Raw genomic sequence first — 26,202 nt, 5'->3', positions numbered from 1 at the left:
TGTCTGCAATAGCACTCGTTCTCTTCCACCGTTTTATAATGATGCCAGTAAAATGGAAAGAACGTCTTCTTTTGTAAGTTTTTTATAGTTCCCAAATCCGCCATGCTGCATTTCACGAACCGCAATTTCAGCAATCTCTTCCAACCGTTCTGATCCAATATTGTAGTCTGCCAATCGAGAAGGCGCGCCTAGACTAGACCAAAATGCACTTAACATATCGATTCCTTCAAAAACGATTTCTTTATCACTTTTTCCCTCCGTATCTATTTTAAACATACTTGTCATTAGTCGTTTCATACGCTCTATGTCCTGATCAGCTGTATGTCTCATCCAGTTTGGAAACAAAATTGCTAAACCGCCTGCATGCGGTATATCATAAACAGCTGAAACAGCGTGCTCAATAGTATGAGAAGCCCAATCTCCAAAGTATCCCATTTGAAGTGTTCCATTTAATGCCATAGTTCCAGAATACAAGATTGTTTCACGATGCTCATAGCTTTCCAGGTTTTCAAGCAGTTTTGGCGCAGTTTCGATAACTGTTTGCAGCACAGAATGACACATGCGATCTTGAAGCTTTGTATTTTTTACATTATGGAAATATTGTTCGAATACATGACTCATCATATCGACCATTCCATATACTGTCTGGTCGCGCGGGACAGAAAATGTATTTACTGGATCTAAAATAGAAAACTTCGGATGTGTAACTGTACTTCCCCATACATACTTTTCGTTTGTTTCCCAATTTGTAATTACAGAATCCGGATTCATCTCAGAACCAGTAGCTGCAAGTGTCAACACAGTACCAAATGGAAGTGCTTTAGTTGCTATCACTTTTTTACTGATGATATCCCATACGTCACCAGCATATTCGGCACCGGCAGCAATTGCTTTCGTACAATCAATCACGCTGCCTCCGCCAACTGCAAGCAGGAAATCTATCCTATCCCTTCGGCAAATCTCAATTCCTTTTTTAACTGTTGTCAAACGAGGGTTCGGTTCTACACCCGCTAGTTCAGACACCTTGGCTCCTGCCTCACCCAACATGCTCAATACTTTATTGTATAGCCCGCTTTTCTTAATACTCCCGCCGCCATAGACAAGTAAGACGTTCTTTCCATAGTCTTTCAGCTCTTCCGGCAGAGCACTGAGCTGATCTTCTCCAAAGATCAATTTAGTGGGATTTTGATAAGTGAAATTTTTCATAAACTGTTAATTCCTTTCCTGCTTAAAACATGCAGATCATTTTCAATTCGAAAGAGAATTATATTCATTCATATAAAATAATTCAAGGTCTCCATCCAAATTCCAAATTTTCTTTTTGGCATAATTTTTATCAGTACCTTTTAAGCCGATTCTGTCTAGAAGGAAATTCGTTCATTTCTTGGGCTCTGCATCTGTGAATACAATTTTCCTCATGTTTCCTCCACCATACTTAGTGTTATAAGTTAATCCTATCTTTGTAATGGTTACTTTTTCGTGTTAGGATGTTGGTTTATCTGGGTATAACAATAGGTAGCAAAAGTCTAACAGGAACTTTTGCGTGACAAATTCAGGAGGTGCCCTCCCATTACAGATTTGATTGATTATTTTACCACGAATTTTACATTTATACTTGGATACACATGGGATCATATCAAACTTGTCGGTTCAGCAATCATCATTGCCATCGTGATTGGCGTCCCATTAGGTATCTATTGCTCCGTCAATAGATACGCAGCCTCCACCATCCTCCAAATTGCTTCTATCATGATGACTATTCCAAGCCTCGCTTTATTTGGAATCATGATTCCAGTTCTTTCACTTATAAACGAAGGAATCGGTACATTACCGGCTGTCATCGCACTTGTGCTTTATTCACAGCTGCCAATCATCCGGAATACGTACACAGCGATCAGCAATGTCGATCCCGATATACGGGATGCTGCCAATGGTATTGGTCTGACAACTTTTCAGCGTCTTTTCAAAGTCGAACTTCCAAATGCCATGCCGCTGATCATGGCCGGAATCCGTACTGCCACTGTTTTGAATATCGGTGTCGGCGCCATCGCCACGCTAATTGGTGCAGGCGGTCTTGGAGGCATCATTTATCAAGGAATATTACGTACCAATAACACTATGATATTGGCAGGTGCTATCTCGGTTGCAATTTTGGCACTGATCGCTGATCTGTTCCTGCGCTTAATCGAAAATCTATTTACGCCCAAGGGTGTTAAAAAATAATAAGGGTGACATTATGATTCATTTCAACGATGTAACAAAGGTATACAACGGCAATGTAAAAGCGATCGAAAATATGAATTTTACAGTCGAAGATGGTGAACTGGTCATCATGCTCGGTCCTTCCGGCTGCGGAAAAACGACCTTGCTCCGGATGGTGAATCAGCTGGAGAGCATCACAGATGGCGATATCATGCTCAACGGCAAAAGCGTGCGGCATTCCAACAAAATAGAAATGCGACGCAATATCGGGTATGTCATCCAATCCAACGGACTATTTCCCAATATGAATATCGAAGACAATGCAATGATTGTACCTGACCTGATCGGCTGGGACAGAAAAAAAATGCGTGATCGCTTCAATATGCTGATGGAACTCGTTGGTCTGAATCCAGATGAATTCCGGAAACGATATCCGCATGAGCTTTCCGGGGGCCAGCAGCAGCGTGTCGGCGTAGCTCGTGCCTTGGCAGCAGATCCGCCGGTCATGCTGATGGATGAGCCATTCGGCGCACTGGATCCGATCATCCGTACGCACCTGCAGGAGGAATTCCTGCAAATTCAGAAAGAACTTAAGAAAACGATTCTCTTTGTGAGCCATGACATTGACGAAGCAGTCAAGATGGCAGATAAAATCGCCCTGCTCAAAGGCGGCAAGATGATGCAATATGCCGAACCCGCCACGATGCTGAACAAACCATCCAACAGCTTTGTTGCAGAGTTCGTCGGCCAGGACCGTGTGCTGAAAAGCATGAGTCTATATACAGTGAAAGACCTTGCCGATGCGCTGACATTGAAACCTGTCCTGGACTCTACGGACTCTCAGAATATTAACGAAAATCTTTCCTTAAGAGTTGCTATCTCGAAGATCTTGAACCAAGAAGCGGATCAGCTGATCGTAGAGAACGACGATGGTTTGCGCAAAGGAAGTATTACTTTGGACTTGATCGAGCAGTTCCTGCACCGTGAGATCAGGGAGAGCGTCTGAGGAGGCGGTAATCATGGATAGGACAAACAAAACCATCGCCTTGATTATCAAGCTTATCTTCTGGGGGCTGCTCATAGCCTTCTTTGTTTGGGCAATCGCCAATAATATGTTCAGCAAAATCTGGGAACAGCCGGATACTTTCCTACGCTTGCTCGGTGAGCATATTACGATAGTACTCCTTTCGGGAGCGGCTGCTGTGCTGCTTGCAGTACCACTAGGCATTTTCGTTACTCGGCCCAAGTTCCGCAAATCGGAATGGCTGATCGTAGGCATCGCGAATCTCGGGCAGACGATTCCGAGCTTAGCTGTGCTTGCACTTGCCATGGGTTTTTTGGGTATTGGAATCAGCGCAGCAGTCGTTGCCTTATTCGTCTATTCCCTTTTGCCTATCTTGCAAAATACGATTGCTGGCCTTGATTCCGTCGATGACAACATGATTGATGCAGCCAAAGGCATGGGACTGACAAATACGCAAATCCTTTGGAAAATCGAGCTGCCGAATGCGCTCACCTCGATTATCGCAGGAGTGCGGACAGCATTGGTCATCAATATCGGAACTGCTGCACTTGCTTATCTAATCGGTGCCGGCGGTCTGGGTGTATGGATTTTCACTGGTATCCGTCTCTTCGATAATGCTTTCTTGATGTCTGGAGCCGTTCCGGTCACGCTGCTTGCCATCGTGATTGACTATCTCTTCAAATGGCTGCAGTTTGCCTTAGTGCCAAAAGGACTCCGACTTGCCAGAAAAGCAAAAAATTCGTAAAGAAAGGATACGTCGATCCATGAGAAAACGATTAACCCTATTCGCCTTATCAGCGGCTTTGCTGGTCGTACTAAGCTCATGCGGCCCTGGCGGAAAGAGCATCACTGTCGGGGCAAAAACTTTCACTGAGCAGCTGGTAATAGCCAAAATGACGACCTTCATATTGGAGGATAACGGTTATAATGTTGAAGAAATACAAAATTTAGGCTCCTCCGCCATGCGTCAAGCAATCGAAACCCGCCAAGTTGATATGTCATGGGAATATGTTGGTACAGCACTTGTCACCTATTTGGATCAAGAGCCGATCGCCGATAAAGATAAGGCAATGCAAAAGGTTCAGGAATTGGATAAGAAGAACGGCATTGCGTGGACTAACTTGACTGACGCCAACAATACTTACGCATTGGTGATGGAACGTGATAAAGCAGATGAGTTAGGTATTGCGTCGTTAAGTGATTTGGCAGCTTATGTGAAAGAAAATCCAGATGATCTCCGTTTCGGAATGGAAACGGAATTCGCTAATCGCAGAGATGGCATGCCTGGCCTGGAGGAATACTATGGATTCCAAGTTCCTGATTCCAATATCCGTGAAATGGAAATCGGTCTTTATTACACAGCATTGGGAAATGATGAAATTGATGTCACCCAAGCCTTTGTAACTGATCCACAGATTAATTCCATGGATTTGAAAATATTGGAAGATGATCAGCAGTTTTTCCCTTCTTACAATTATGCTGCCACCATCAATCAAGAAACTTTGGACGATTATCCAGAAATAACCGAAATATTGGAGCCTCTCCAAAATGCACTGACAGAAGACTCCTTGCGTGAATTGAACTACCAGGTAGATATAGAGCAAAAGAGTGTGGAACGTGTAGCCAAGGACTTCCTGGACGAAAATCATTTACTCAAAGATTGAAAAATGGCCCTCACAGGGCCGTTTTTTGTATGTATATCACGCTTTCATATATTCACCGGTTTTCATCTATGTTTCATGCCCCGCAGGGAGATTGCCGACTTCTTGGGATGTGGCTGTATGTTCATTGTCTTCCCCTTTTTTGGGCCATTTCACCGTTAAAGGAGCATCGGATATGTATGATTGGATTGGTGTTGGACTATGTACACCGCAATGCTTTTGGTGACACAGCCATAAAAGGACTTCAGATTGAGATGAAACAAAAAAAAAATCAGTTAAAGATGACCTATGGGACAAACAAGGACCATACCTCGTGGCCCCACTGGCACACACTACCCGGCAGCCATGCAGCAGGCATACTCTAATCAAATCCATCATCATGATAGCAAACCGTCTAAAAATAATTCCATATTTTTTGTAATCTGTTTCTTTTTCGCAATGACATATGAAAAAGATCTCTTTTCTTGAAATCCATTGATCGAAACGACCTGCAGTGTCCCATAACGAAGTTCTTCTTGAATTGCAGCTTCTGATAGTAAAGCAATTCCCATTCCGCTGCTTACTGCATTCTTGATTGCTTGTGTAGAAGAAAAAATAAATCTGGATTTGATCCGAAGGCCTTTTTCCGATACAAAATGGTCGAATGCTTGTCTTGTACCTGACCCTTCCTCGCGAATGATCCATACCTGCTCGCTGAGTTCCTCCACTGTCCGAATCGGCTTTGCAGAGGAAGATACAATCACAAGCTGATCCTCCTGGAAGGATTCCTGAAGCACTTCCCTGGAATGAATCTCCCCCTCCACCAAACCAATATCCACCTCAAAACGCCGGACTGCTTCTATTACCGAATCTGAATTACCGATGGTCAGCTGGAACTCCAAATGTTCATACACTGCATGAAGATGTGCAAGGACCTTAGGCAGCAAGTACTCGCCTATTGTATAGCTGGCGCCTATCCTGAGCAGACCGGAAACATGATTTTTCTGTTCGTATAATGTCTCTTTGATGTTCTTATACAAAGTCATCATCTGTAATGCATGGTCATAGAAAAGTTCCCCCTCGGTCGTAAGCTGTACATGCTTGGTCGTCCGTGTGATGAGAGCGGTAGAAAATTCATTTTCTAAATTCTTTATATGGACTGTCACCGTAGGCTGCGATAGCCCCCTTATCGCTGCTGTCCTCGTGAAATTCTTTTCCCGTGCTAAAGTTAGAAACGTTTCAAGCTCATCCATATGCATCGACAAGACCTCACTTATTAATAACTGTAATAAGTATGATTATATATATCAATTTCACAAATAGAAAGCCAGGTGCCATACTTTACTTATGACAGGAGGGATCACATGCGCCAAAGACAAGATTCTTACGCGAAAGGACTATTCATCACCCTCATTATTGCCATACTAGCCGCACTGCTGGCCAAATTGCCGTATTTGGATATAGTGGGGCAGCTGGTTATTGCAATATTGATTGGCATCGTATGGAGTCATACATGCAAGATTAAGCCACAGTATAGGATAGGAATCGAGTTTTCCAGTAAAAAACTCTTACGAGTGGGGATCATCCTATTGGGGTTAAGACTGAATGTGGCAGATATATATCATGCCGGATGGAGGACTTTCTTGTTTGCCGGGATCTTATTAAGTATTGCACTGGCCGTTGTTTACGCATTGTCAAGATTATGTAAGGTAGATAAAACGCTAAGCTTATTGACGGCTTGCGGAACAGCAATTTGCGGAGCAGCAGCAATTGTTGCAATAGCCCCGCTCCTCAAAGCAAAAGAAAGTATTACAGCAGTAAGCGTGGCTGTTATCGCTGTGCTTGGTACGCTGTTCACGCTGATTTATACATTTTTATTTCCATTCTTACCCCTAAGCCCTTATGAATATGGCATTTTTGCTGGCGGTACACTGCATGAGATTGCTCATGCAATAGCTGCATCTTCCGCAGGAGGTACAGAATCCGAGGATATTGCTATTGTCGTTAAGCTGACAAGGGTAGCACTTCTCGTTCCAGTTGCACTTCTGATCGGTATAACTGCTCAAAGGTTGGACCGGAAGGAGGAAGAGAAGAAAAGTTTCTCCTTTAAAAAGCTGCCTATACCTTGGTTCATCTTCGGTTTTCTTTTCATGAGTGCCGTGAATACAGCAGGAATCATACCGGTAAATATAGTGGAGAATCTTGTGACATTCTCGTATCTGCTTCTCGGAATGGCTATGGCGGGATTAGGATTGAATGTGGAACTGACCGTTTTCAAAAAATTGGGGTTCCATGTCTTCTATGCTGCCTTCCTGGGATCAATTTTCTTGGCAGGAACTGGGTACTGTTTGATTTACGTGATGGGGCTGTAAAAAGGATCTATCCATATACAAATGCACCCTGCAGGCAAACTCTTAACGAGTTCACTGCAGGGTGCATTTTACAAGTCTCAAGCTTCACACAGTCGTAGAACCATCGGAGCTCAGGATATTCCGATACATCGACGGACGGCGGTCACGGAAGAGCCCCCATTCCACACGCTGCATCGCGAGTTCATCCAGATCGAAGGTGGCTGTCAGGATTTCTTCTTCTGTACGTCCTGCTTCCGCCAGCAAATTGCCTTGCGGTCCGGCAATGAACGAAGAACCGTAGAACGTGATGGAGGAATCATCATCGGTTTCCACACCAATCCGATTCGATGCCAAAACAGGCATCAGATTGGATGCTGCATGTCCTCGCATGCACATTTGCCAATGATCCTTTGAATCAATGCTTGCATCCTCCGGCTCTGAACCGATCGCTGTTGGATACAGCAGGATTTCAGCTCCTTGAAGCGCCATACTGCGCGCTGCTTCCGGGAACCACTGATCCCAGCATATGCCTACGCCGATCTTTCCGAATTTTGTATTCCACACCTTGAACCCTGTGTCGCCAGGAGAGAAATAGTATTTCTCTTCATAGCCAGGTCCATCAGGGATGTGCGTTTTCCGGTAGATGCCAAGCACGGATCCGTCTGCATCTATCATAGCGACTGTATTATAGTTCGCATTATTCTTTTTCTCATAAAAGCTGATCGGCAGCACTACGCCAAGCTCTTTTGCCACTTGTTTAAAATGCTGCACTGCTTTGTTCTGATCCAGCTCTGTTGCATACGCGTAGTACGCAGGCTTTTCCTTTTGGCAAAAGTAAGGTGTCTCAAATAATTCCTGGAGTAAAATGATATTTGCTCCTTGGGCAGCTGCTTGGCGGACGAGCTTTTCAGCATTAGCAATATTCTCTTCCACCCCACCAGAACTAGCCATCTGTGTAGCTGCTACTGTTACCTTCCTCAATTACTTCACTCCTTCATTGCGGGCATTTGCTGTGTCGTACAATGCACATTTCCGCCCTCTTTGATGATAGCCAGTCCATCAATCGTACGGATTCGACGATCCGGGAACTGCTCCTGCAGCAGCTTGATCGCCCGCTCATCTGTTCCTGCTGCGGTATTGCCGAACACAGGAAGGATAAGACCGCCATTGACGAAATAGAAATTGATGTAGCTCAACGTCAAACGCGTGTCATTCCAAGTTATTTTCGGCGGCTGCTGGACTGCAATCACTTCGATTTGACGGCCTTTGGCGTCCTTCGACTCATCAAGAATCCGCAGATTCTCCTGTGTGATCTCAAAATTTTCATCCTCAGGGTCATCTGTAACCTGCAGCAACAGCTTGCCAGGTGCTGCGAAGCAAGCGATATTATCGACGTGTCCGTCCGTTTCATCTCCAGCGACTCCGCGTTTTAGCCATATCACTTTTTCAATGCCAAGATATTGACGGAGATAAGCTTCGATGTCTTCCTTAGACAGATCCGGATTACGGTTCGGGTTTAACAGACATTCCTCGGTAGTGATCAGCGTCCCTTCCCCATCAACATGAATGGATCCGCCTTCTAACACTAATGGGGCATCCAATTGCTTGATACCCAGGTGGCTCAAGACTGCAGGGGCTACAGCATCATCAAGATCCCACGGAAAATATTTTTCTCCCCATGCATTAAAACGCCAATTCACACCAGCAAGTTGGCCCGCTTCATCGCGGACGAATGTCGGTCCATTATCACGCAGCCATGCATCGTCATGGGAGACTTCAAGCAATGCCACATTCTCATCTTGTCCCACATAAGCTGCCGCTATATCACGGTCCTCTTTGTTCACCAATATAGTAACCGGTTCGAATTCAGCTATAGCCAGGATCAGTTCTGCATAGCCATTACAAACAGCTTCCCAGTCCTCCGGATAAACCATGGAATCCTTAACCGGCCAGCTGATCAGTGTACGCTCATGCTTCTCCCATTCCGGAGGCATTGTATATGTCAAATGTTGTTCCATTTTCATCACTCTTTATCATAGATTCTTTAAAACAGACTTTCCGGAATATCATATAACAAAAGTACCTCAACAACAATCAACAAGAAGGCTTTTGATGATAAATTCCAGAAAATAACTGTTCGCACTCATATAAGGTTGCATGCAAGGCCGAATAGTCAGCGAAGCAAAAATACATGCTGCGGATGAACTGCTTGAAATTCGAGCGCATACGCAGATTCGCTTCCTTTACATCAGGCCAAAGTGCAATTACATCCAATGCCTTTTCCTTCACCATGGATCCGATCATATCTGGAGCCAGTCCTTTTCTCAAAGCGGAATGAACCGCTATCGTCATTCGTTCGTCTTCTTCATGTGACAAAACGTAATAAGGAAAAGCCATTTTGTTGATTATCTCATTTACAAGCTGCAGGCGCTGATTATTAGTCAGTTCAGTTAGGAGGATCAGCTCGTTCAACGCATCGGCTGCATGCGCCAAAGTATGTGCCCATCCATAAGTTTCACCATAGCCCTCTCCAACAGTCTCTTGCCGGATATAGAGGAGGAGCGCTTGAAAGGCCTGTTCTATTTCAGCCGTAGACAAAAAAGCTTCTTTTCTGTGCTGATATAGCAGGGCTGCAATCCACAATGTCGCAAAGCTTCTTGTATATTTCTCATCTTTAAAAAGATACTGATCCGTTAGGAGCTCTTCCAAGACGTCTTTCATCATCTTAGGAGAAACCAATCCTTCCGTTATCCAATTATTAGCCAATCCATAAATCAACTTGTCCCGTAAGACTGGATCGTGGTCACCGATATGCGGCAGCATATAGGATAACAGCTCCTCAATAACACTTGCGGAGCCACCCTTCTCACTTTCTGTAAGTTGTGAAAGCTTTTGTTTCAAAACTTCTCTATCCATTCGCCTATCCCCCCACCATCCAAATTATACCACCAAAATAACAAAGGATTTCTTTATATTTAGGTTAGATTTTATAGGCTAGTGAGTCCAAATAGCAGTAACTATCCTAGCCGTAAGGGAATAGACATTCTTTCTTAACTGTTATAAATGACACTAGTAGTTGAATTTATGAATAGTTAAAACCCCTCCGATATTTTAAAGCAGTCATTTTAAATGATGAATCTCTTAAGTTCATAGCCCACTCCATAACTAACTTTTTAGAAACAGTGATACTTCCCAAATTTTAGAACGATCGAGCTAAAAAAAACTGCTATCGATTATAGATCGATAGCAGTAAAATTACAATATTACCTTTTTTTCAGTAATGACTAACAAAACTCCAGCCAGAATAAGTGCTGATCCAATCCAAAATGTTATTCCTATACTTTCCCCAAGTAACAGCCATCCCAGAAAAGCACCAACCATCGGTTGGAAGAAAAAGAATAACCCTCCCCCAGATGCATTGAGAAGCTGCAGTCCTCTACTCCAAAGGTAAAAAGCCCCTGCAGTTGAGATAATCCCTAAATATAATAAACCGCCCCATATTGTAGGATGAGAGAGTCCAGCAATATTTAACTCATTCAATCTAGGGAGAACGAACGGGGTCAAAATAATAACAGCTACCACACTGGCGTACGTTGTCACTGCTATTTGAGAATAGCTGTCTGGCAATAGTTTTATAAGCACAGACATAAGTGCCCACGTTAAAGCAGCAATCAAAAGTGAAATGCCGCCTAGTTTACTATTAAAATCCAAGTTTCCTACACCTATAATCAGGAGTACACCAATTGTTGCTGATATTACTGAAATTCCTTGCTTTTTAGTCAGTTGTTCTTTAAGAATCAAACGAGCGAAGATGACCATGAACGCTGGCGTGGAAGAAGTAATCATAGCACCCATTTGCGCGGTAGAAAGCAATGTACCTGTTTCCTGCGTAACGATAGAAATTGCATATCCAATCACACCTATTAGTATGAGGATCCAGATGTGCTTTCTATCGATGCTCCACTTTTGACGTGTTATCAACCCAATGGAAACTAATGCAACAATTGCAATCAGATATCTAATCCATACAAGCTCCAATGGCGGTACTACAGCAACAACTACTTTTACTACAACGTACATGCCTCCCCATATGCTGGAAGCCAAAGCTAAATAGAAAGAACCTAATAATGTTTTGTTCAATTTTATCCCTCCGCTATTTAAGGTCATATTCTTACGTATGTCCTTAAATAAGAAGGAAAGTAATCAAAATTCCTTCTTCACTTAAGGACGGAAGGAATTCATTGGTACGTCATTCTCGAATAAAGGTGCAAAGAACATTATTATCCCCCCAGAGTGTTAATTGGTTTAAATATACGCTATTAGGATAACAAATAAGTAAATGATGTAAAAGTACATCGGATGGATTGCTTTTGGATACTTTATTTTTTACGAAGGAGGATTTAGATGAGTAGTAACCGTAGCAGCAAAAGTTTTATAAATGATATAAAAACCGTGGTGTTTGATATTGTTGGAACCCTTTTAGATAGTACAGGTACTGTTATTCGTGAAACTCAAGAGATGCTAGGAAAACAAGGTATTGATGAAAGAACTTCCAAAGAGATGGCAGAGAAGTGGATTGAAGGGCAATCTTCCGTTCAGCAAGCTATCATCGAAGGAACGCAACCTTGGGTAATTGAAGATGATATTCGTCGATATCAACTATCTTCCATTCTAGAGAATGAAGAAATCAGACTGGATCACGACGATTTTGAATATCTAGCCAATGTAGGAAGACGTTTTGCACCGTGGCCGGAAGCATCCCGACAGCTAAATGATCTTAGTTCCTTAATAACAACGATCGGGCTCACAAATTCTGGTTTTATCCAAATCATCGAGGCTTGTACACATGGTAAATTACGCTGGCACGCTCTGTTTTCTAGTCAATTCGCTCGTACTTATAAGCCACACCCAGCGGCATATAAATTGGCTATCGATGGACTTGAGATTCACCCATCCAAAGCACTATATATTTCTACACATCCTTGGGATTTAAGAGCTGCTGCTTCTCATGGATTCCGTACTGCATACTTGCCACGTGAATATGCACAAGGTCCAGGACCAAATGATAAATTTGATTTAAATCTAGAATCACTCGATGATCTAATAAATCTTCTACAACGTTGCATTGTGTAAAACCACCGGCTTACAAAAATCTTGTCCGGTGGTTTCCTTTTGAAGTTTACCTATTCATTAGCGGATGCATTAATTGAAGGCTTCCACAATGAAGACATATCTATGATGTATTATCCTACTTATATCAACAACTTACTTAATCTAATCTAGATATAACGTTAGCCTTCGTTCACTCGGCCGCTTGGGCAACTGGTGCTGTATTTGGTTTTGGCAGAGGTTTTGCAAACTTTTCTTTGAAATAGCTGATAACAAACGATGTCACCGCAATGGAAACGATGGAATAAATACCTTTGATAAGACCTACCGAATAAAGGCTTACCATCACAACACAAAAATCAAAAATGAAGTTGATTGTTCCTGGATTTGTTCCGAAGCGCTTTTGCAGGAACAGGGCGAGAATATTCGCACCCCCCAGCGACGCCTGATTCATGAATAGAAGAATCAAACCAAAACCGACTATCAGACCGCCAGCAACAGCTGCGACAATGCCCGGAAGTTCAATAGCAGGATATAACGGATGAAGAAACGAGAACAAGGTCAGGATTGTTACGGATGCGATTGTAGTCACTGTAAAACGCCATCCCATATTGATGAATGAAAAGATGTAAAAAGGAATGTTGACGATAAAGAAGACGACACCAAAGGGCAAGGCCATTAGATAGGATAATCCTAAAGAAAGTCCTGCTGTTCCGCCTGTCACCAGCTCTGCACTTTTGAGCATATACAAGCCAAGGCTGGCCAGGAAACAGCCAAGAACGATTTTCAAATACTTTTGCAGCAAATGATTTGCTCCTCTCCAAGTTGGAATCCATGTTGAAACGAGCCCACAATCGGTTATATGGGCGATATAAATCACGACAACCTGTTAATTCACTTTCTATGTTAGAATAAATAACATGGGAAATGAATAGATTTTTGCAGGCAATACTTCACATTGAGATTCATAATGAAAATTATATGCAGGGATTACCTGCAATGTGAAAGGAAGGCGAATCATGGACCACATCGACCGTACTTTACTGGAATTACTGCAGCATGATGGGCGCATCACGATCAGCGAGTTATCCAAAAAGCTGGCCCTGAGCAGACCAAGTGTTTCGGAGCGGATGGCAAGATTAGAGGAACGCGGTGTCATCGAGCATTATACTGCCCGGGTTGCGCATGCGAAGGTAGGCTTGGATATCCTGCTGTTCATCCAAGTCAGTGAATTGAAGATTTCTCATTTGGAGTTTGAGAATCTGATTGCACAAGAAGAGGCAGTACTCGAATGCCACCGGGTGACAGGACCGATCAATTACCTGCTGAAGGCAGCGGTTCCTGATATGAACGGCATGCGCGAATTGATCGACCGGCTGATCCCATATGGGGCATTCAATACATCTACTGTGCTGACTTCCCCGGTAGCCTATCGGGCACTGCTTCCAAGAGAAAATCAATAGTGCTTCCATTCCTGCTGATAAATCTCGATCAAGTGTGGATCCACCAATGTATTCGGCCGGAGAGTCACAGTTTCTCCATCCGAATTGATAATCTCCCTGTCTTCATCCTTCCCGAATTCAGTCATTCCGGGAATCATGGATGATTTTAAGTACTCTGTCGGCACCGTGACCTCGAGTTTAGCTGGATCGATTGGGTTTCTGCTGGCCATGACAAAGCCCCAGTTGCCGAAACTCGGTACATCCAAATGCAGATTTTCCGTTTCCAATCCTGTTGCACGAATGGTTTCGTCTATCGTCCAATAAGACTCGGTCGCAAACACCGGGCTGGTCGCTTGAACGATCATCGCTCCCTCGGGATTCATGTGATTGCGTACCAATGAGTAGAATTCCTCGGTGTAAAGCTTGTTCAGGCTCTCATCATTCGGATCGGGCAAATCAACGATGATGACATCATATACCTGATCCGTTTCCTTCAAATAGTTAAAAGCATCCTGATTATGGATGGTGACTTTATCGTTTAACAAAGACCGGTTGTTCAAATCAAGCAGTTTGGGCTCCGTCTTCGCCAATTCAGTCACAGCAGGGTCGAGATCGACTAACGTGATTTCCTGCACATCTTCATATTTCAGGATTTCATTTGCTGCCAAACCATCTCCCCCTCCAAGAATCAGCACGTGATCATGCTGCCTGGCTTGAGACATGACCGGATGGACAAGCGCATCGTGGTATCGATGCTGATCGAATGAGCTGAACTGCAAACCGCCATTCAAGTACAGCCGCAGATCATCTCCATCCTGGGTAAGGATGATATTCTGATACTGACTTTGCTCCATATGGATGATCGGATCTTGGTACAGTTTCTGCTCGAAGGAAAACGCCGTCTCTTCTCCAAAGAAGACACCAAGAATGAGCAGGATTCCAATGACAATGCCGACGGCGGCATGCAAGGCAACCCGCTTCACTTCCTCACGGAAAAGCCAGAGAACGATGAGTGCCACTGCTAAATTGACAAGACCGACTAAAAATGCCGATTTGACGATGCCGAACTGCGGACGAAGCAAGAAGGCAAATAGCAGGCCACCGATCAATCCCCCAGCATAATCACTGAATAGGACACGGGCTGTACTGCGGCCGAGCGTCTCCCCGATCTCATTCGCTTTACGGATCAGGATCGGCAGCTCCACGCCAGTCAGCGCCCCGACAATAAGTGTCACGAAATAAAGATAGAATGCATCTGTACCATCAGGCGTGTATGCCGTGATTCCGAACATGGTGAAACTTGAAAACCCACCGATCAAGGCCACGAAGAATTCGATATAAATGAATGCCAGAATCAAGCGCTTCGTAACACGTTCACTGACACTGGCACCGATCCCCATTCCAGTCAAAAACAAAGAGATGGTGAGTGTATATTGCTTCACACCATCTCCGAGAATATAGGAGCCAAGAGCCCCGAATAAGACTTCGAAAATGATACCGCAAATCGAAACGATACCTGAAGCCCAATATATGAATGACGTTTTATTCGATACTTTCTGTTGCATCTATTTCATCTCCGAACTGCTATTGACTTACGTAATGGACGCACCGATGACAAACCCAAGTCCGACTGAAACCGCCAAGGAAATGATTCCGACAGCAATATTGTTTTCTTTCAGCTTGGATTGAACCGAGAAACGTCTCGTCACCCCTTCGAATACGAAGTAGGCAACCATCTGAAGAACGACACCATAAGCACCCCAGATAAGCGTTTCCCAAAGTTCGCTGCTGTGATAAATGGAGAATGACAATACAAGACAGATCCCGATGACCTTACCGCCAATCGACAACGCCACTGCTGTATTGCCTTTCTCGATTTCCTCCCAGTCCCGGTACTTATGTGTGATCAGCTCAAAGATGATAAGACCGATGATGACGACCACAACCGCGATGGCAAAATACAAAAACGTCGATAGAAATGGATTCATGATTCTATACCTCCTTATTTATTGGTTTATATTTATTTACCAGCATCTGGTCCGCCGCCACGGTAGCTGGACGTTCCGCGTCGTGTCGTGCTGCCGCCTGACCCGCCGCCGTCATCATTCGACCGATATGTCGACGTATAGCCTCCATAACAGCCGCCGTTCTGACAAGTATCCATTCTGGACTGGCTCCAGTTGCTGCCGAAAAGGGAGTTCAAAAGTGCAAATGTAAAGAATGTATTTAAATAGTTCGGTGAGTAGTTTTCCCTTACAAAGGTGCGATCTGCCACTTCAATCAAGGTGACATCCTCATCTTCTTCACTTGGTTTCAACGTGATAAAGACATCGTCATAAATCATGATCTGCTGTCCGTTTTTCTTGTCGCTGATTTCATCAGGACCTTCGGCTTGCTTGAACAGCTCTTCTAATTCGTCCACTGTATAAAGACGTGTTGCATAGACATTCGCATTGCTGTTTCTATCTCCTGAAACAACATCGAGCAAATAAAAGTTGTTGTCTATCAGCGTTTCAATCGATTCCCCAACACTATTTTCGAATTCAGAGGTGACCGTTTCCTTATCCGGTTCATCAGGTATATCGCTGACAGAGGCAGACTGGTCATCGGAATTACCGCAGCCAGCCAGAATGAGGACAAAACACAGGCAGATACCCGCCAGCCAGTATTTCATGAAAGCTCCTCCCTTCTCCATTTTTCTTATGTACAGCAGACAGACGAAGACCCTTGCTTCACGCAAGGGTCAGCCTGCCGATGGCTTTGGCTGCTTACTCTTTACCCATTTTCTTTTTAAGGGCAGCTAACTCATCGTCGACACCATTTTTCTCCAAAGCAGCAAATTCATCGTCGAGGGAACGATTCGATTTGGAAAGGTCCTCGCTAGTTTCTGCCTCCGCCTCGTACTGGAGTACCTTTTCTTCCATGCGCTCGAAGCCGCTGCGTGACTCGTCACTGCCGATATTTGACATTGTGCGATTCATCTTCGTACGTGTTTTGGCAGATTCGGCACGCGCTTTCAAGGAATCCTTCTTCAGTTTCATTTCTGCATATTCTTTTTTCATTTCATCCAGTTTCTGACGGATGGATGCTGCGTCACTTGATGCACGCTCCCAAGAGGCGTAAAGTGTATCAGCTGTCTGCTGATGTGTCTGCTTATCCTCCAAGGCACGACGAGCCAAATCGTCATTGCCCGCCTCAATAGCCGTCTCCGCTTGCTGCTGGCGCTTATCCACCATAGCTTTGGCATCATCATACTTGCGTTTAAGCATCTTTTCATTGGCAATCTGCTTGGCAACAGCAGTCTCCGCTTCACGGATATCCGCTTCCATGTCGCGCATGAACTGATCCAGCATTTTCACCGGATCTTCTGCTTTATCCAGCATTGCATTCAATTCTGAGCTTACGACTGTTTTTACTCGGTTAAAAAATTTAAACATAACTATTCGCTCCCTTAGTTGATTTAGTTTGAACCCGCAATAATTTTGATTTCACGCGGTTTGATTTCGTAGCCATAGCTGACTTCAATCTCGCTTCCCCATCCTTCAAGGCCAAGGAAATGCTCTTCATCTTCATCATAATAATCCGCAAAATGGACGATCGAACCATTCACATTGCGGCTTCTTCCTTCACCTACGACCCGGGCTTCACCTTGCTCATCAAGGTAGTAAATCCGGCCTTCATGGGATAACTGCTTCGGATATGGTTTCGATACCGAAAGCGGGATTTTTTTATATATACCCAGTTCCAATTCGTCATCCATTTCCGCAGAGAGCCATAATGTCGTATCCCCTTCCACCAGCTGGTAATCGAACCATTCGTAATTCCCTTGACGGGATGTGATTTTGCCGACTACTTCATAGGTGACCAAGTCATATTCGACAATGTCCCCCACTTGGATGGAGAGTGCATGACGTTCCTTCACAGCAGGACGCTCCGGGGCTTTTTTCTTGAATATACGGGAAAGAATACCCAAAACCTTTCACCATCCTCTTATCTTGTACCTTCTATACGCGCAGGAATACAAAAGGTTTCAAAACTTTTTTCCTGCTCGGTTTTAATTATACAGGTGTACAACCTGACATGCATGAACTTTGCTGCGATAAAATAAGATTACCAAGGCCAAAAGAAGGGGAAAATAGCTACAGATTGTCACAAAGGAGATAATGTATGATCATCCGTTTCGGCTACGTATCAACCGCGTTGAATTTATATGAAGCTTCACCAGCGAAGACTATGACATTTACCAGGTGGTCCAAGCTAGGGAAAGCTGAAAGACAAGCAAAGCTGCATGCGCTGACAAGAGAGAATCTGGAGCGCACTATCCGAATCCTGCATTATAATATCGCTCACCAAATCAAGCTTTACCGTTTCTCTTCCTCGCTAGCTCCGCTGGCTACCCACGAAGAAGTCGGCTGGGATTATATTTCACCCTTCACCGACTTGTATGGAGAAATCGGAAGGCTGGTTCGGGAATTTGCTATCCGTGTTAGCTTTCATCCGAATCAGTTTACCCTTTTCACAAGCGATAAACCGCATATCACTTCAAATGCTGTGAAAGATATGCAATACCATTACAATATGCTGACTGCTATGGGATTAGAAGAGGAAGCATATATCAACATCCATGTCGGCGGTGCATATGGAAACAAAGAGCTGGCCCTGGAACGTTTCCACGAAAACATCAAGCAGCTTCCTGATCCGATCAAGGCACAAATGACATTGGAAAATGACGATAAAACCTATACGACAACCGAAACGCTGAACGTATGTGAAAAACATCAGCTACCAATGATGTTCGATATCCACCATTACATGACGAACCACACCGGAGAGGAGCCACTGGAGAAAATTCTTCCACGCTTCATGGCCACTTGGCAGAACCGCAAACATGTGCCGAAAATCCACACCTCTTCACCAAAATCAGAAAAGGCGTTTCGCAGTCACGCCGATTATGTAGATGTGGAATTTCTGATGCCGTTAATCAAACATTTGAAGGATATCGGTCAATCCGTGGATTTCATGATCGAAGCAAAACAAAAGGATAAGGCCGCGTTACGGCTGGCAGAGGATATTTCCCGCATTCGCGGCGTGAAGCGAATCGGCGAAGCGACAGTAGAACTATAAAGAAAAGGCATTCCATAGAGGAAGGCCTTTCATCATTTTTTCTTCTTTAGATTTGATTCATTACTGTAGAGGCTGGTAATCTGCTTATCCGCGTTATCTTTAGTCCCAAAAAAGATTTTTCGGGATCAGCTGTGATGACGGCAGCCGGAAAATTGTCAGCCTTGTCTTACCTGGTTCTATATTTCATGCGTCGGTTCCTTGCATACAGAATGACACCAGCAGCGGTCAAAGCTAGCCCCGCCGCCACTATATTCCCTATTGGAGAAGCAGTATCCGGCAGACGCTGACCTTCTTTATCTGGATGATCTTGATTTTTATCTTTATCTGACTCTTGCCCTACACTTTCTGCAGTCTTATAAGTAAGTGTGATTTCTTCTGCCTCCTTTTCGGGTTCTTCAAGCTTTGGATTCTGTACTCCATCAGTCTTCTTTTCCTCAGGAGAGACTTCCGGCGCATGGAGTAGGTTTTGATCAAATTGCTCGCCATTAACAGAAAGGTCTAACAGAAATTCATCTTTTGTGTCATACAATTCAACTAGAAGTGTCTGTTTGCCAATATCGGTGATCTGGGAAAGCTCCTCGATTGTCACTTCCCTTTCTTCATCACCATCCATTAGATAGAACTTTGCTTTGAGCTGGAATAATTCAATGAAGTCATACCACAAAGACACCAATTCTTCTCTCTGTCCTTCATCCAGATCATTAAGACTCTCAAAATCACCTATAGCCTTTGCACGTTCACTCAGTGACGCAATCTCATCAATAGTGTCATCTGAAATACTGCCAAGCACGGACTCCAGATGATCGTATAGCTTCCTGCCTTCCTCTTTGCTGATACCTATTTCTTGTAAAGCAGAGGATGTTTGATGCCAATATGTGTCAAAATCATTGCTGCCCTTTCTGTAGACATAGTCCGTCAGTTCTTCCACGTTTTCAAAGTCGGCCAGTGCCATATCATCAGCTGCCAGCAGCTGGTCAAGTTCATCACGGCTTAAGCCCATGTTCTCCAACAGGACATATACAGAAACTTCATTAACGTCTTGATACATTATGTCATCGATTTTGCCCATGTTTGCATAGCTGTATAAGTCAAAGCCGCTTGCTGCAAACAAATCAGCTAACTCTTCCAATGTCATATCAAGTTCATCCGCTAGTGCCTGTAATTCCTCCGCCGGCACACTTTCTTCCACCTCATCCTGTGAGCTATTCCCTTCCGCCGGATCTGATACAAGCTCATCAGTACTTCCCGGAGCAGGATATTGAATCAATCCAAAGCCATACAGCCCATCACGACCCTCCTGGCCGAGATCTGTACTATACTGCTGGAGACGCTGCCTCAATTGTCCATTTGTATCAGCCGGAAACTGCTGCTTCAAGATAGCAAGCATGGCAGAAACATGGGATGTTGCCTGGGATGTCCCGCTCATCACTCCATAATCAGCGCCAGGTAATGTACTTTGGATATCTGCTCCCGGAGCTGCAATCTCCACTTTATCCCCAACCGAAGAAAACGAGGTGATATTATTGTTCGAGTCGGTGGCGGAGACAGCGATGACAGGCTCATAGGCAGCAGGATAATCCACTGGATAGCCTGCTCCTTCATTACCACTTGCTGCCACTAACAAAATACCAGCTTGATAAGCCTTTCCTACTGCATCCTCCAATGCATCGCTTTTATCAGCCGTTCCCATGCTTAGATTAATAATGTCCATGTTTTGCGTAATGGCCCAGTCTATTCCTTCCAACAAATCGGAAAGATATCCTTCACCGGTCTCATCCAGCACCTTGACGGCATAAAGTTCAGCATCAGGCGCTATACCATCTATACCTTTTCCATCGTGCTTCGCCCCGATGATACCAGCTACATGGGTGCCGTGCCCATCATCATCATCATAAGAGGTGGTATAATCGACGGCTGAAAAACCTCCGGCTATTTCCAAATCCTCATGCGGATATATACCGCTGTCCATGATGGCTATCTTGACGCCATTGCCTGTCAATCCATCCTCCCATGCCATAGGAGCATGGATTGATGCAAGATTCCACTGCTCAATCGCTGCCGTCTGAGACTGTTTGCTTTCGCCATTATCCGCAATGCGGATTTTGCTGTCAGGTTCGACATATTTAATATCAGGGTCTTCCTTCAATTCATCAATCGTCTCCGCATCAGCACTTATGGCAGCAGCTGACAAGTGGTCATATTGCTCTTCTACAGCCGCACCGCTATCCTGAATTGCCCTTTCACCTTGTTCGTTTTCATAAACGACGACCATCTGTTTTTCTTCTTCCGCATATACATTCTCAGCCGAAAACTGAGAAATCAACCCAGCTAGCGCCAGAGTAAGGATACTTTGCTTTACTAAACGCTTATTCATTTACGATATTCCTCTCCATAATAGGATCCTGCTATTTATATCGGAATAAATCAGGCAACATAAAATGGATTCAACCGAATCTAGCAGAATTACCGGGGAGGTTTTAGTAACTTTTACTCATTTTTCAATAATTAGGCAAACCGAGTGGTTTATTTCAGTAAAATAGAGTAAGGCTCAACAAACAATTACATAATTTTACAAAATATACGAATGCTTAATAGCTTTCTTTATGAGCATTCACGCTACTGCAGAGAGGAGTAAAAAAGTGAAAAAGATACGGCTAATCGTTCTACTGCTATCAATCTTGCTTGTATCAGGGGCTTGCAGCCATGGCGGAACCGCGAGAGAGTCCGCTGAAGAGGAGAAAAAACCAGTACTTATAAATGGAGAATTGGAGCGAAGAACAGGAAGTGATGTGGAAATCATGTATCATAATGAAGATCCGAATATAACCTTCCAGCAAGGAGACGTCACTTTTACTGTGGATAAATATCAAGTGTCGTATGCTCCTGACATTATCTTCCCTGCTGACAAAGAGGGCGCGAAAATTTATATAGTGAGCCTGCAGACAAGTGTTGAAAATCAATCAGAGGAGACCGCTGTAATCAGGCCTCCTTATATAATACATGGAGAAAATGACGATTTTCATTATATTGACAATTCTTATCTTGCCGATGAAAGCATTCTCTTCCCGGATACATTGGATCTATCGCTCCAGGGCGGTGAAAAGCAGGATGGAGTTTTAGAATATGTATTGACTCAAGAAGAATTAAAATCCATGGAAGATGCTAATGTTCGCTATTCCGCCCCAGTTGTAACGATAGGCGATAAAGAAGAGACATCTTTTATCCGGGATGTTCCTCTTGGTTTAAATGAACAGTCGGAAGAAGCCGTGAAAGCCCAAAATGAAATGTATCCTGATCGCAGTATTCAGGACGGATTCGTAATAGACAAGGAATTACTTTCACAATCTTCAATTGAAAAGAAAATAGGAGACGAAATACAACTGAATGTAAGAGGAGCTCAATTCACTCGGATACAGCCCGCACCAGATGCCAATCTTATTGATTTTTACAATGCTTCCAGCCTTACTGCCTTAACGCTGGATATCGACATAAAAAATAATACAGCCGATCCATTCGATCCTGCTTATATAGGTGCCACTCTGCATACCGATGATAATATGTATTTCGATGAGATTTTACTAAGCAATGGCGACCTTGAAATCTCTCCTGGTGATTCAGGTAAGTATTATTTGACCGTTCTAATGGAGAACAAAGATTACCAGACAATAGAGCAGTTCGACTTAGATTTGAGCGTATATAAAGAAGATGGACACCCACTGGAAGAAGCAGCATTAAAAATACCAAAAGAATAGCCTCTTTTGCAGAAAATATAAGAAATATGCAAGCAGCCCGCATCATTCCTTTACATGCGGCTGCTTGCTTTTTATAGTCTTTCTAACCCCATCACCCTTATGACGTACAAATTCGGACAGCTTCCTCCCGTTTGCTCACAGTGTACTCTTCCCCAACCTTGGCAAGCAGGCCGGTTTTATGAAGCAATCGTTCCGGCTGACCATGCACACCAAGAAAGAGCAATTGTTTATCGGCGGCTTCATAATGGTCAACGAGCTTATGCAGAGCTGCTTCGGCGGATGTATCCATATATGAAACTTTCTGCATATCCAGGATGAGGGAGTCTGGCTCCTCCTCCATCGTCTTTTCCACCACTTCCTCCAAGATGTCGGTCGATCCGAAGAATAGTGGACCTTCGAACTGCCACATCCGCACCCCGTCGGTTTCTTTGACCTGGATTTGTTCGTCTTTAACGAAGAGTACGGTGCTCATACGTTTGACAAAAACGACAAAGGCAAGCAGCAAACCACAGCCAACACCGACTGTCAAATCGGCAAGTACTGTCAACGCAAAGGTGACTATCAAGATGAATGAATCAAACGTTCGCATCCGGATTATATGAGCTACTTCCTTCCGCTCGCTCATATTCCAGGCGACAACCATAAGAATCGGCGCCATGCTGGCGAGTGGGATTGCAGAAGCAAATGGCGCAAACAGAAGCAGGATGATCAAGACAAAAGCACAATGCACCACACCGGAGACAGGAGAGTAAGCGTTGCTCCGTATATTCGTTGCGGTCCGGGCAATGGCGCCCGTGGCTGGAATGCCCCCAAAAAGCGGAACAGCAATATTCGCTACCCCTTGCCCAATTAGCTCCCGGTTGCTGTGATGCTTTGTTTTTGCCATATTATCAGCAACTGTTGCAGACAAAAGTGACTCCACCCCGCCCAACAAGGCAATAGCAATTGCCGATGGCAGCAAGTAAATGATCTTGTCCAATGTGAAAGCGGGTAACTGGAGCTGCGGCAGCTGACTCGGTATATCGCCATACACACTGCCGATGGTAGCTACCTGCCCCTGGAAAAAGAGCACTGCCACAATTGTCGATAAAATCAATCCTATAAGCGCCCCCGGTACTTTCGGCAGGAGTTTTGGCGTGAGGAGGATGGCAGCAAGAGATACAGCCGCAATGATAAGACTGTAGACATTGATTGTATCCACGGCCGCAAACAGTGCTTGCATCTTCTGAAGGAAGCCTTCTTCTTGCTCTGCTTGTATGCCTGTGAAATTCCCGATTTGTCCAGTAAAAATAATAACAGCGATTCCGGCCGTAAACCCGACTACTACTGGCCGCGGGATGAATTTTATCAAGCTGCCGAGCTTGAGCAGACCGAATATGACAAGCAATATCCCAGCCATCATACCTGCCAGCAAGAGGTCTTGATAGCCAAACTGAATGACAACCCCTAAAAGAATCGGAACAAACGCACCGGTAGGTCCGCCGATTTGAAATCTCGATCCGCCCAGCAATGAAATAAGCAAACCGCCGATGATGACTGTATACAGTCCATATTCGGGATTGACACCCGACGCGATAGCAAAGGACATCCCAAGCGGTATGGCAACGACACCGACAATGATCCCCGCAATGATATCCCTGCGCAGCGCCTGCATATCATAGCCGCTATATCTTCCAAGTCTTTTCATTTCATCAATGCCCCCTTTTGTTGTCACCTTGCATTTTTATATTGCATACACTGCAAGAAGCTTCCCGCTCCAACCTCCCCCATAGATTCGTTGGCTATAAGTATTCGACAAAAGCCGAAATATGTCTATCGTACCCATTGGCTATAAATCTTGCCATTCTCATAAAAGAACGCTTGCTTTGTTTAGTTTGTTAAAACTAACTATCTTCCTGCCTCTATAGAGCTGGATACGTAAAATCCTAGTAAACAACGGTAGATAAAGACCGCTTTGTAAAATGTTTGTTAGCATATTGTTTGGAAGATACTTTCTTCCTGACTCTTTCTGCCTGTTACTTATCGCATGGTCAACACAGAGCCTTCATGCTATTCTCCTCTTTTGAGTAATAGAATTCTTATAAATGAAAGAAACATTAGAATTTGCTTAGAATATTTATATATGCTAATATATGCATATAAGCAAATACGAGGAGCGTCTGCATATGAGTTATGATACACATTCGGAACTGACGGAAGAGCGATTGACGCATGTTTCGCAGATCTTCAAGGCTCTCGGTGATCCGACACGCATACGAATCCTGCACTTGCTGCTTGATCGGGAATGCAGCGTCAATGAGATTGCAGAGAAGCTAAAGCTGCATCAATCCACCGTCTCTCATCAGCTGAGCTCGATGAAAAAAATCCGGCTCGTCAAATCGAGACGGGAAGGCACGACGATCTATTATTCACATGATGACAAACACGTCATCGATTTACTGACTGAAGCCATCAACCACGCCTGCCATAATTAATCTATCGGAGGAATATGTATGGGACACGGACATGCACACGATCATGGACATGGTCATCATCACCACGGACACAATGCGAATAAAAAAGCTTTACTGATCAGTTTCATCCTGACAGCCGGATTCATGCTGCTGGAAGCAATCGGAGGCTTTATGACGAACAGCCTCGCCTTGCTATCGGATGCTGGGCATATGTTAAGTGATGCTGTATCACTTGGCGTCGGTCTGTTTGCCTTCATACTCGGTGAGCGAGTAGCCAATTACAGCAAGACATACGGTTATAAACGATTTGAGATACTGGCTGCGCTATTCAATGGCGTCACCTTGATCCTCGTCTCCCTTTATATTTTTTATGAGGCCATCCAGCGTTTCCGTGAGCCTGCCGAAATAGCATCAGGAGGCATGCTGATCATTGCCATTATCGGTTTCCTCGTCAACATCGTAGTTGCCTGGATTCTGATGCGCGGTGATACGAGTGAGAATTTGAATGTACGCGCAGCCTTCTTGCATGTAATTGGCGATTTGCTCGGATCTGTCGGAGCGATTGCTGCAGCATTGCTCGTACTACTGTTCGGGTGGAATTGGGCCGATCCAGTTGCAAGTATCATCGTTGCTGCCTTGGTGATCACAAGCGGCTGGCGGGTTACGAATGATGCCATCCATGTACTGATGGAAGGAACACCAAGAAATGTTGAAATGCAAAAAATCATCGATTGTATCGAAAAGGCACCAGGTATCATCTCCATTCATGATTTGCATGTGTGGAGCATCACCAGCGGACAGAATGCCCTTTCCTGCCATGCAGTAGTGCAAGGTGACTTGCTGGTCGAACAAAGCCAGGTCATGCTGCGCAAAATCGAGCATGATCTGGAGCATCTGGGAATCGGTCATGTGACCATCCAGATGGAGACAGCTTCCCATACACATGAAGAATCACTCATGTGCCAGCATGATACGGATGCGCATGCACATGTTCATGCGCATTGAAAAAGACGAGGATGATACCCTCGTCAGATTGTAGAGAAACCCCAGTTTCTCTACAATCTTTTTTATATGATAATTCTTCTGTGGTATTTTAAGGACTGCT

25 protein-coding genes are annotated in these 26,202 nt (G+C 44.3%); 11 read left to right on the top strand and 14 right to left on the bottom strand.

Going from position 1 to position 26,202, the window contains the following annotated elements; all coding sequences use genetic code 11:
- Positions 1-33: 33 nt before the first annotated feature.
- Positions 34-1,206: an iron-containing alcohol dehydrogenase gene (locus tag AB1K91_RS12050; RefSeq protein WP_413090086.1), complete on the bottom strand. Its 1,173-nt coding sequence runs from the start codon at positions 1,204-1,206 to the stop codon at positions 34-36.
- A gap of 333 nt (positions 1,207-1,539) precedes the next feature.
- Between AB1K91_RS12050 and AB1K91_RS12045 the strand changes: the two genes are divergently transcribed.
- The 4 genes from AB1K91_RS12045 to AB1K91_RS12030 are packed head-to-tail and all read left to right on the top strand — an operon-like array spanning position 1,540 to position 4,890.
- The gene (locus AB1K91_RS12045; RefSeq protein ID WP_489686334.1) at positions 1,540-2,223 is read left to right on the top strand and encodes an ABC transporter permease; all 684 of its coding nucleotides are present in this window, start codon (positions 1,540-1,542) and stop codon (positions 2,221-2,223) included.
- A gap of 13 nt (positions 2,224-2,236) precedes the next feature.
- Positions 2,237-3,208, top strand: coding sequence for an ABC transporter ATP-binding protein (locus tag AB1K91_RS12040; protein WP_413090085.1), 972 nt, complete (start codon positions 2,237-2,239; stop codon positions 3,206-3,208).
- A gap of 13 nt (positions 3,209-3,221) precedes the next feature.
- Positions 3,222-3,971, top strand: a complete 750-nt coding sequence (locus tag AB1K91_RS12035; protein ID WP_413090084.1) for an ABC transporter permease — start codon at positions 3,222-3,224, stop codon at positions 3,969-3,971.
- 19 nt (positions 3,972-3,990) lie between these two features.
- A complete protein-coding gene (locus AB1K91_RS12030; RefSeq protein WP_413090083.1) occupies positions 3,991-4,890 on the top strand; it encodes an ABC transporter substrate-binding protein in 900 nt (299 codons plus the stop codon).
- A 374-nt stretch (positions 4,891-5,264) separates the two neighbouring features.
- Here the strand turns inward: AB1K91_RS12030 and AB1K91_RS12025 are convergent, their stop codons facing one another.
- The gene (locus tag AB1K91_RS12025; RefSeq protein ID WP_413090082.1) at positions 5,265-6,125 is read right to left on the bottom strand and encodes a LysR substrate-binding domain-containing protein; all 861 of its coding nucleotides are present in this window, start codon (positions 6,123-6,125) and stop codon (positions 5,265-5,267) included.
- A 105-nt stretch (positions 6,126-6,230) separates the two neighbouring features.
- On the opposite strand from AB1K91_RS12025, the gene AB1K91_RS12020 reads away from it, so the two are divergent.
- Complete coding sequence (locus AB1K91_RS12020; RefSeq protein WP_413090081.1) at positions 6,231-7,238, top strand: YeiH family protein; 1,008 nt, start codon at positions 6,231-6,233, stop codon at positions 7,236-7,238.
- Between the two features lie 84 nt (positions 7,239-7,322).
- On the opposite strand, the gene aguB is transcribed toward AB1K91_RS12020, so the two are convergent.
- The 4 genes from aguB to AB1K91_RS12000 all read right to left on the bottom strand — a co-directional run bounded on the left by aguB (position 7,323) and on the right by AB1K91_RS12000 (position 11,357).
- Positions 7,323-8,198: an N-carbamoylputrescine amidase gene (gene aguB, locus AB1K91_RS12015; RefSeq protein WP_413090080.1), complete on the bottom strand. Its 876-nt coding sequence runs from the start codon at positions 8,196-8,198 to the stop codon at positions 7,323-7,325.
- Between the two features lie 5 nt (positions 8,199-8,203).
- Positions 8,204-9,235, bottom strand: coding sequence for an agmatine deiminase family protein (locus AB1K91_RS12010; protein WP_413090079.1), 1,032 nt, complete (start codon positions 9,233-9,235; stop codon positions 8,204-8,206).
- Positions 9,236-9,311: 76 nt separating this feature from the next.
- A complete protein-coding gene (locus AB1K91_RS12005) occupies positions 9,312-10,133 on the bottom strand; it encodes a DUF2785 domain-containing protein (protein ID WP_413090078.1) in 822 nt (273 codons plus the stop codon).
- Between the two features lie 339 nt (positions 10,134-10,472).
- Positions 10,473-11,357 carry a DMT family transporter gene (locus AB1K91_RS12000; RefSeq protein ID WP_413090077.1) on the bottom strand — a complete coding sequence of 295 codons (885 nt, stop codon included), beginning with the start codon at positions 11,355-11,357 and terminating at the stop codon, positions 10,473-10,475.
- A gap of 264 nt (positions 11,358-11,621) precedes the next feature.
- Here AB1K91_RS12000 and AB1K91_RS11995 point away from each other — a divergent pair, with 264 nt between their 5' ends.
- Entirely contained in the window at positions 11,622-12,350 is a 729-nt protein-coding gene (locus tag AB1K91_RS11995; protein ID WP_413090076.1) for an HAD-IA family hydrolase, read from the top strand.
- A 169-nt stretch (positions 12,351-12,519) separates the two neighbouring features.
- Here the strand turns inward: AB1K91_RS11995 and AB1K91_RS11990 are convergent, their stop codons facing one another.
- The gene (locus AB1K91_RS11990) at positions 12,520-13,131 is read right to left on the bottom strand and encodes a YitT family protein (protein ID WP_413090075.1); all 612 of its coding nucleotides are present in this window, start codon (positions 13,129-13,131) and stop codon (positions 12,520-12,522) included.
- 214 nt (positions 13,132-13,345) lie between these two features.
- Between AB1K91_RS11990 and AB1K91_RS11985 the strand changes: the two genes are divergently transcribed.
- On the top strand, positions 13,346-13,789 hold the full coding sequence (locus AB1K91_RS11985; RefSeq protein ID WP_093724749.1) for an Lrp/AsnC family transcriptional regulator: 444 nt from the start codon (positions 13,346-13,348) through the stop codon (positions 13,787-13,789).
- Here AB1K91_RS11985 and AB1K91_RS11980 read toward each other — a convergent pair.
- From AB1K91_RS11980 to AB1K91_RS11960, 5 genes are all read right to left on the bottom strand, one after another.
- A complete protein-coding gene (locus tag AB1K91_RS11980; RefSeq protein WP_413090074.1) occupies positions 13,783-15,333 on the bottom strand; it encodes a polyamine aminopropyltransferase in 1,551 nt (516 codons plus the stop codon). The genes AB1K91_RS11985 and AB1K91_RS11980 overlap by 7 nt on opposite strands.
- Before the next feature lie 27 nt (positions 15,334-15,360).
- Positions 15,361-15,756 (bottom strand): DUF350 domain-containing protein, encoded by a 396-nt coding sequence (locus AB1K91_RS11975; RefSeq protein ID WP_413090073.1) that lies wholly within the window; start codon positions 15,754-15,756, stop codon positions 15,361-15,363.
- A 32-nt stretch (positions 15,757-15,788) separates the two neighbouring features.
- On the bottom strand, positions 15,789-16,442 hold the full coding sequence (locus tag AB1K91_RS11970; protein ID WP_413090072.1) for a DUF4247 domain-containing protein: 654 nt from the start codon (positions 16,440-16,442) through the stop codon (positions 15,789-15,791).
- A gap of 94 nt (positions 16,443-16,536) precedes the next feature.
- Positions 16,537-17,205, bottom strand: a complete 669-nt coding sequence (locus tag AB1K91_RS11965) for a PspA/IM30 family protein (protein ID WP_413090071.1) — start codon at positions 17,203-17,205, stop codon at positions 16,537-16,539.
- 23 nt (positions 17,206-17,228) lie between these two features.
- The gene (locus AB1K91_RS11960) at positions 17,229-17,741 is read right to left on the bottom strand and encodes a DUF4178 domain-containing protein (protein WP_413090070.1); all 513 of its coding nucleotides are present in this window, start codon (positions 17,739-17,741) and stop codon (positions 17,229-17,231) included.
- Between the two features lie 194 nt (positions 17,742-17,935).
- On the opposite strand from AB1K91_RS11960, the gene uvsE reads away from it, so the two are divergent.
- Positions 17,936-18,892 (top strand): UV DNA damage repair endonuclease UvsE, encoded by a 957-nt coding sequence (uvsE, locus tag AB1K91_RS11955; protein WP_413090069.1) that lies wholly within the window; start codon positions 17,936-17,938, stop codon positions 18,890-18,892.
- A 166-nt stretch (positions 18,893-19,058) separates the two neighbouring features.
- Here the strand turns inward: uvsE and AB1K91_RS11950 are convergent, their stop codons facing one another.
- Positions 19,059-21,266 carry a processed acidic surface protein gene (locus AB1K91_RS11950; RefSeq protein ID WP_413090068.1) on the bottom strand — a complete coding sequence of 736 codons (2,208 nt, stop codon included), beginning with the start codon at positions 21,264-21,266 and terminating at the stop codon, positions 19,059-19,061.
- Positions 21,267-21,531: 265 nt separating this feature from the next.
- Here AB1K91_RS11950 and AB1K91_RS11945 point away from each other — a divergent pair, with 265 nt between their 5' ends.
- Positions 21,532-22,644, top strand: a complete 1,113-nt coding sequence (locus AB1K91_RS11945; protein ID WP_413090067.1) for a DUF5068 domain-containing protein — start codon at positions 21,532-21,534, stop codon at positions 22,642-22,644.
- A 97-nt stretch (positions 22,645-22,741) separates the two neighbouring features.
- On the opposite strand, the gene AB1K91_RS11940 is transcribed toward AB1K91_RS11945, so the two are convergent.
- Entirely contained in the window at positions 22,742-24,331 is a 1,590-nt protein-coding gene (locus AB1K91_RS11940; protein WP_413090066.1) for a SulP family inorganic anion transporter, read from the bottom strand.
- A gap of 478 nt (positions 24,332-24,809) precedes the next feature.
- Between AB1K91_RS11940 and AB1K91_RS11935 the strand changes: the two genes are divergently transcribed.
- Positions 24,810-25,118, top strand: a complete 309-nt coding sequence (locus AB1K91_RS11935; protein WP_413090065.1) for an ArsR/SmtB family transcription factor — start codon at positions 24,810-24,812, stop codon at positions 25,116-25,118.
- An 18-nt stretch (positions 25,119-25,136) separates the two neighbouring features.
- Positions 25,137-26,102, top strand: coding sequence for a cation diffusion facilitator family transporter (locus tag AB1K91_RS11930; RefSeq protein ID WP_413090064.1), 966 nt, complete (start codon positions 25,137-25,139; stop codon positions 26,100-26,102).
- Positions 26,103-26,202: the final 100 nt, after the last annotated feature.

The organism is Terribacillus jepli (genome assembly GCF_047228925.1).
In the GTDB taxonomy this organism is placed as follows: domain Bacteria; phylum Bacillota; class Bacilli; order Bacillales; family Amphibacillaceae; genus Terribacillus.
Note: the sequence above shows the minus strand (reverse complement) of the source record. Positions and strands in the feature narration are given on the sequence as shown.

Excerpts from the sequence above, each read along its gene's own strand:
- AB1K91_RS12050 (WP_413090086.1), bottom strand. The coding sequence starts at position 1,206 with ATGAAAAATTTCACTTATCAAAATCCCACTAAATTGATCTTTGGAGAA.
- AB1K91_RS12040 (WP_413090085.1), top strand. The coding sequence starts at position 2,237 with ATGATTCATTTCAACGATGTAACAAAGGTATACAACGGCAATGTAAAA.
- AB1K91_RS12035 (WP_413090084.1), top strand. The coding sequence starts at position 3,222 with ATGGATAGGACAAACAAAACCATCGCCTTGATTATCAAGCTTATCTTC.
- AB1K91_RS12030 (WP_413090083.1), top strand. The coding sequence starts at position 3,991 with ATGAGAAAACGATTAACCCTATTCGCCTTATCAGCGGCTTTGCTGGTC.
- AB1K91_RS12025 (WP_413090082.1), bottom strand. The coding sequence starts at position 6,125 with ATGCATATGGATGAGCTTGAAACGTTTCTAACTTTAGCACGGGAAAAG.
- AB1K91_RS12020 (WP_413090081.1), top strand. The coding sequence starts at position 6,231 with ATGCGCCAAAGACAAGATTCTTACGCGAAAGGACTATTCATCACCCTC.
- AB1K91_RS12010 (WP_413090079.1), bottom strand. The coding sequence starts at position 9,235 with ATGGAACAACATTTGACATATACAATGCCTCCGGAATGGGAGAAGCAT.
- AB1K91_RS12005 (WP_413090078.1), bottom strand. The coding sequence starts at position 10,133 with ATGGATAGAGAAGTTTTGAAACAAAAGCTTTCACAACTTACAGAAAGT.
- AB1K91_RS11995 (WP_413090076.1), top strand. The coding sequence starts at position 11,622 with ATGAGTAGTAACCGTAGCAGCAAAAGTTTTATAAATGATATAAAAACC.
- AB1K91_RS11985 (WP_093724749.1), top strand. The coding sequence starts at position 13,346 with ATGGACCACATCGACCGTACTTTACTGGAATTACTGCAGCATGATGGG.
- AB1K91_RS11980 (WP_413090074.1), bottom strand. The coding sequence starts at position 15,333 with ATGCAACAGAAAGTATCGAATAAAACGTCATTCATATATTGGGCTTCA.
- AB1K91_RS11975 (WP_413090073.1), bottom strand. The coding sequence starts at position 15,756 with ATGAATCCATTTCTATCGACGTTTTTGTATTTTGCCATCGCGGTTGTG.
- AB1K91_RS11970 (WP_413090072.1), bottom strand. The coding sequence starts at position 16,442 with ATGAAATACTGGCTGGCGGGTATCTGCCTGTGTTTTGTCCTCATTCTG.
- AB1K91_RS11965 (WP_413090071.1), bottom strand. The coding sequence starts at position 17,205 with ATGTTTAAATTTTTTAACCGAGTAAAAACAGTCGTAAGCTCAGAATTG.
- uvsE (WP_413090069.1), top strand. The coding sequence starts at position 17,936 with ATGATCATCCGTTTCGGCTACGTATCAACCGCGTTGAATTTATATGAA.
- AB1K91_RS11950 (WP_413090068.1), bottom strand. The coding sequence starts at position 21,266 with ATGAATAAGCGTTTAGTAAAGCAAAGTATCCTTACTCTGGCGCTAGCT.
- AB1K91_RS11940 (WP_413090066.1), bottom strand. The coding sequence starts at position 24,331 with ATGAAAAGACTTGGAAGATATAGCGGCTATGATATGCAGGCGCTGCGC.
- AB1K91_RS11935 (WP_413090065.1), top strand. The coding sequence starts at position 24,810 with ATGAGTTATGATACACATTCGGAACTGACGGAAGAGCGATTGACGCAT.
- AB1K91_RS11930 (WP_413090064.1), top strand. The coding sequence starts at position 25,137 with ATGGGACACGGACATGCACACGATCATGGACATGGTCATCATCACCAC.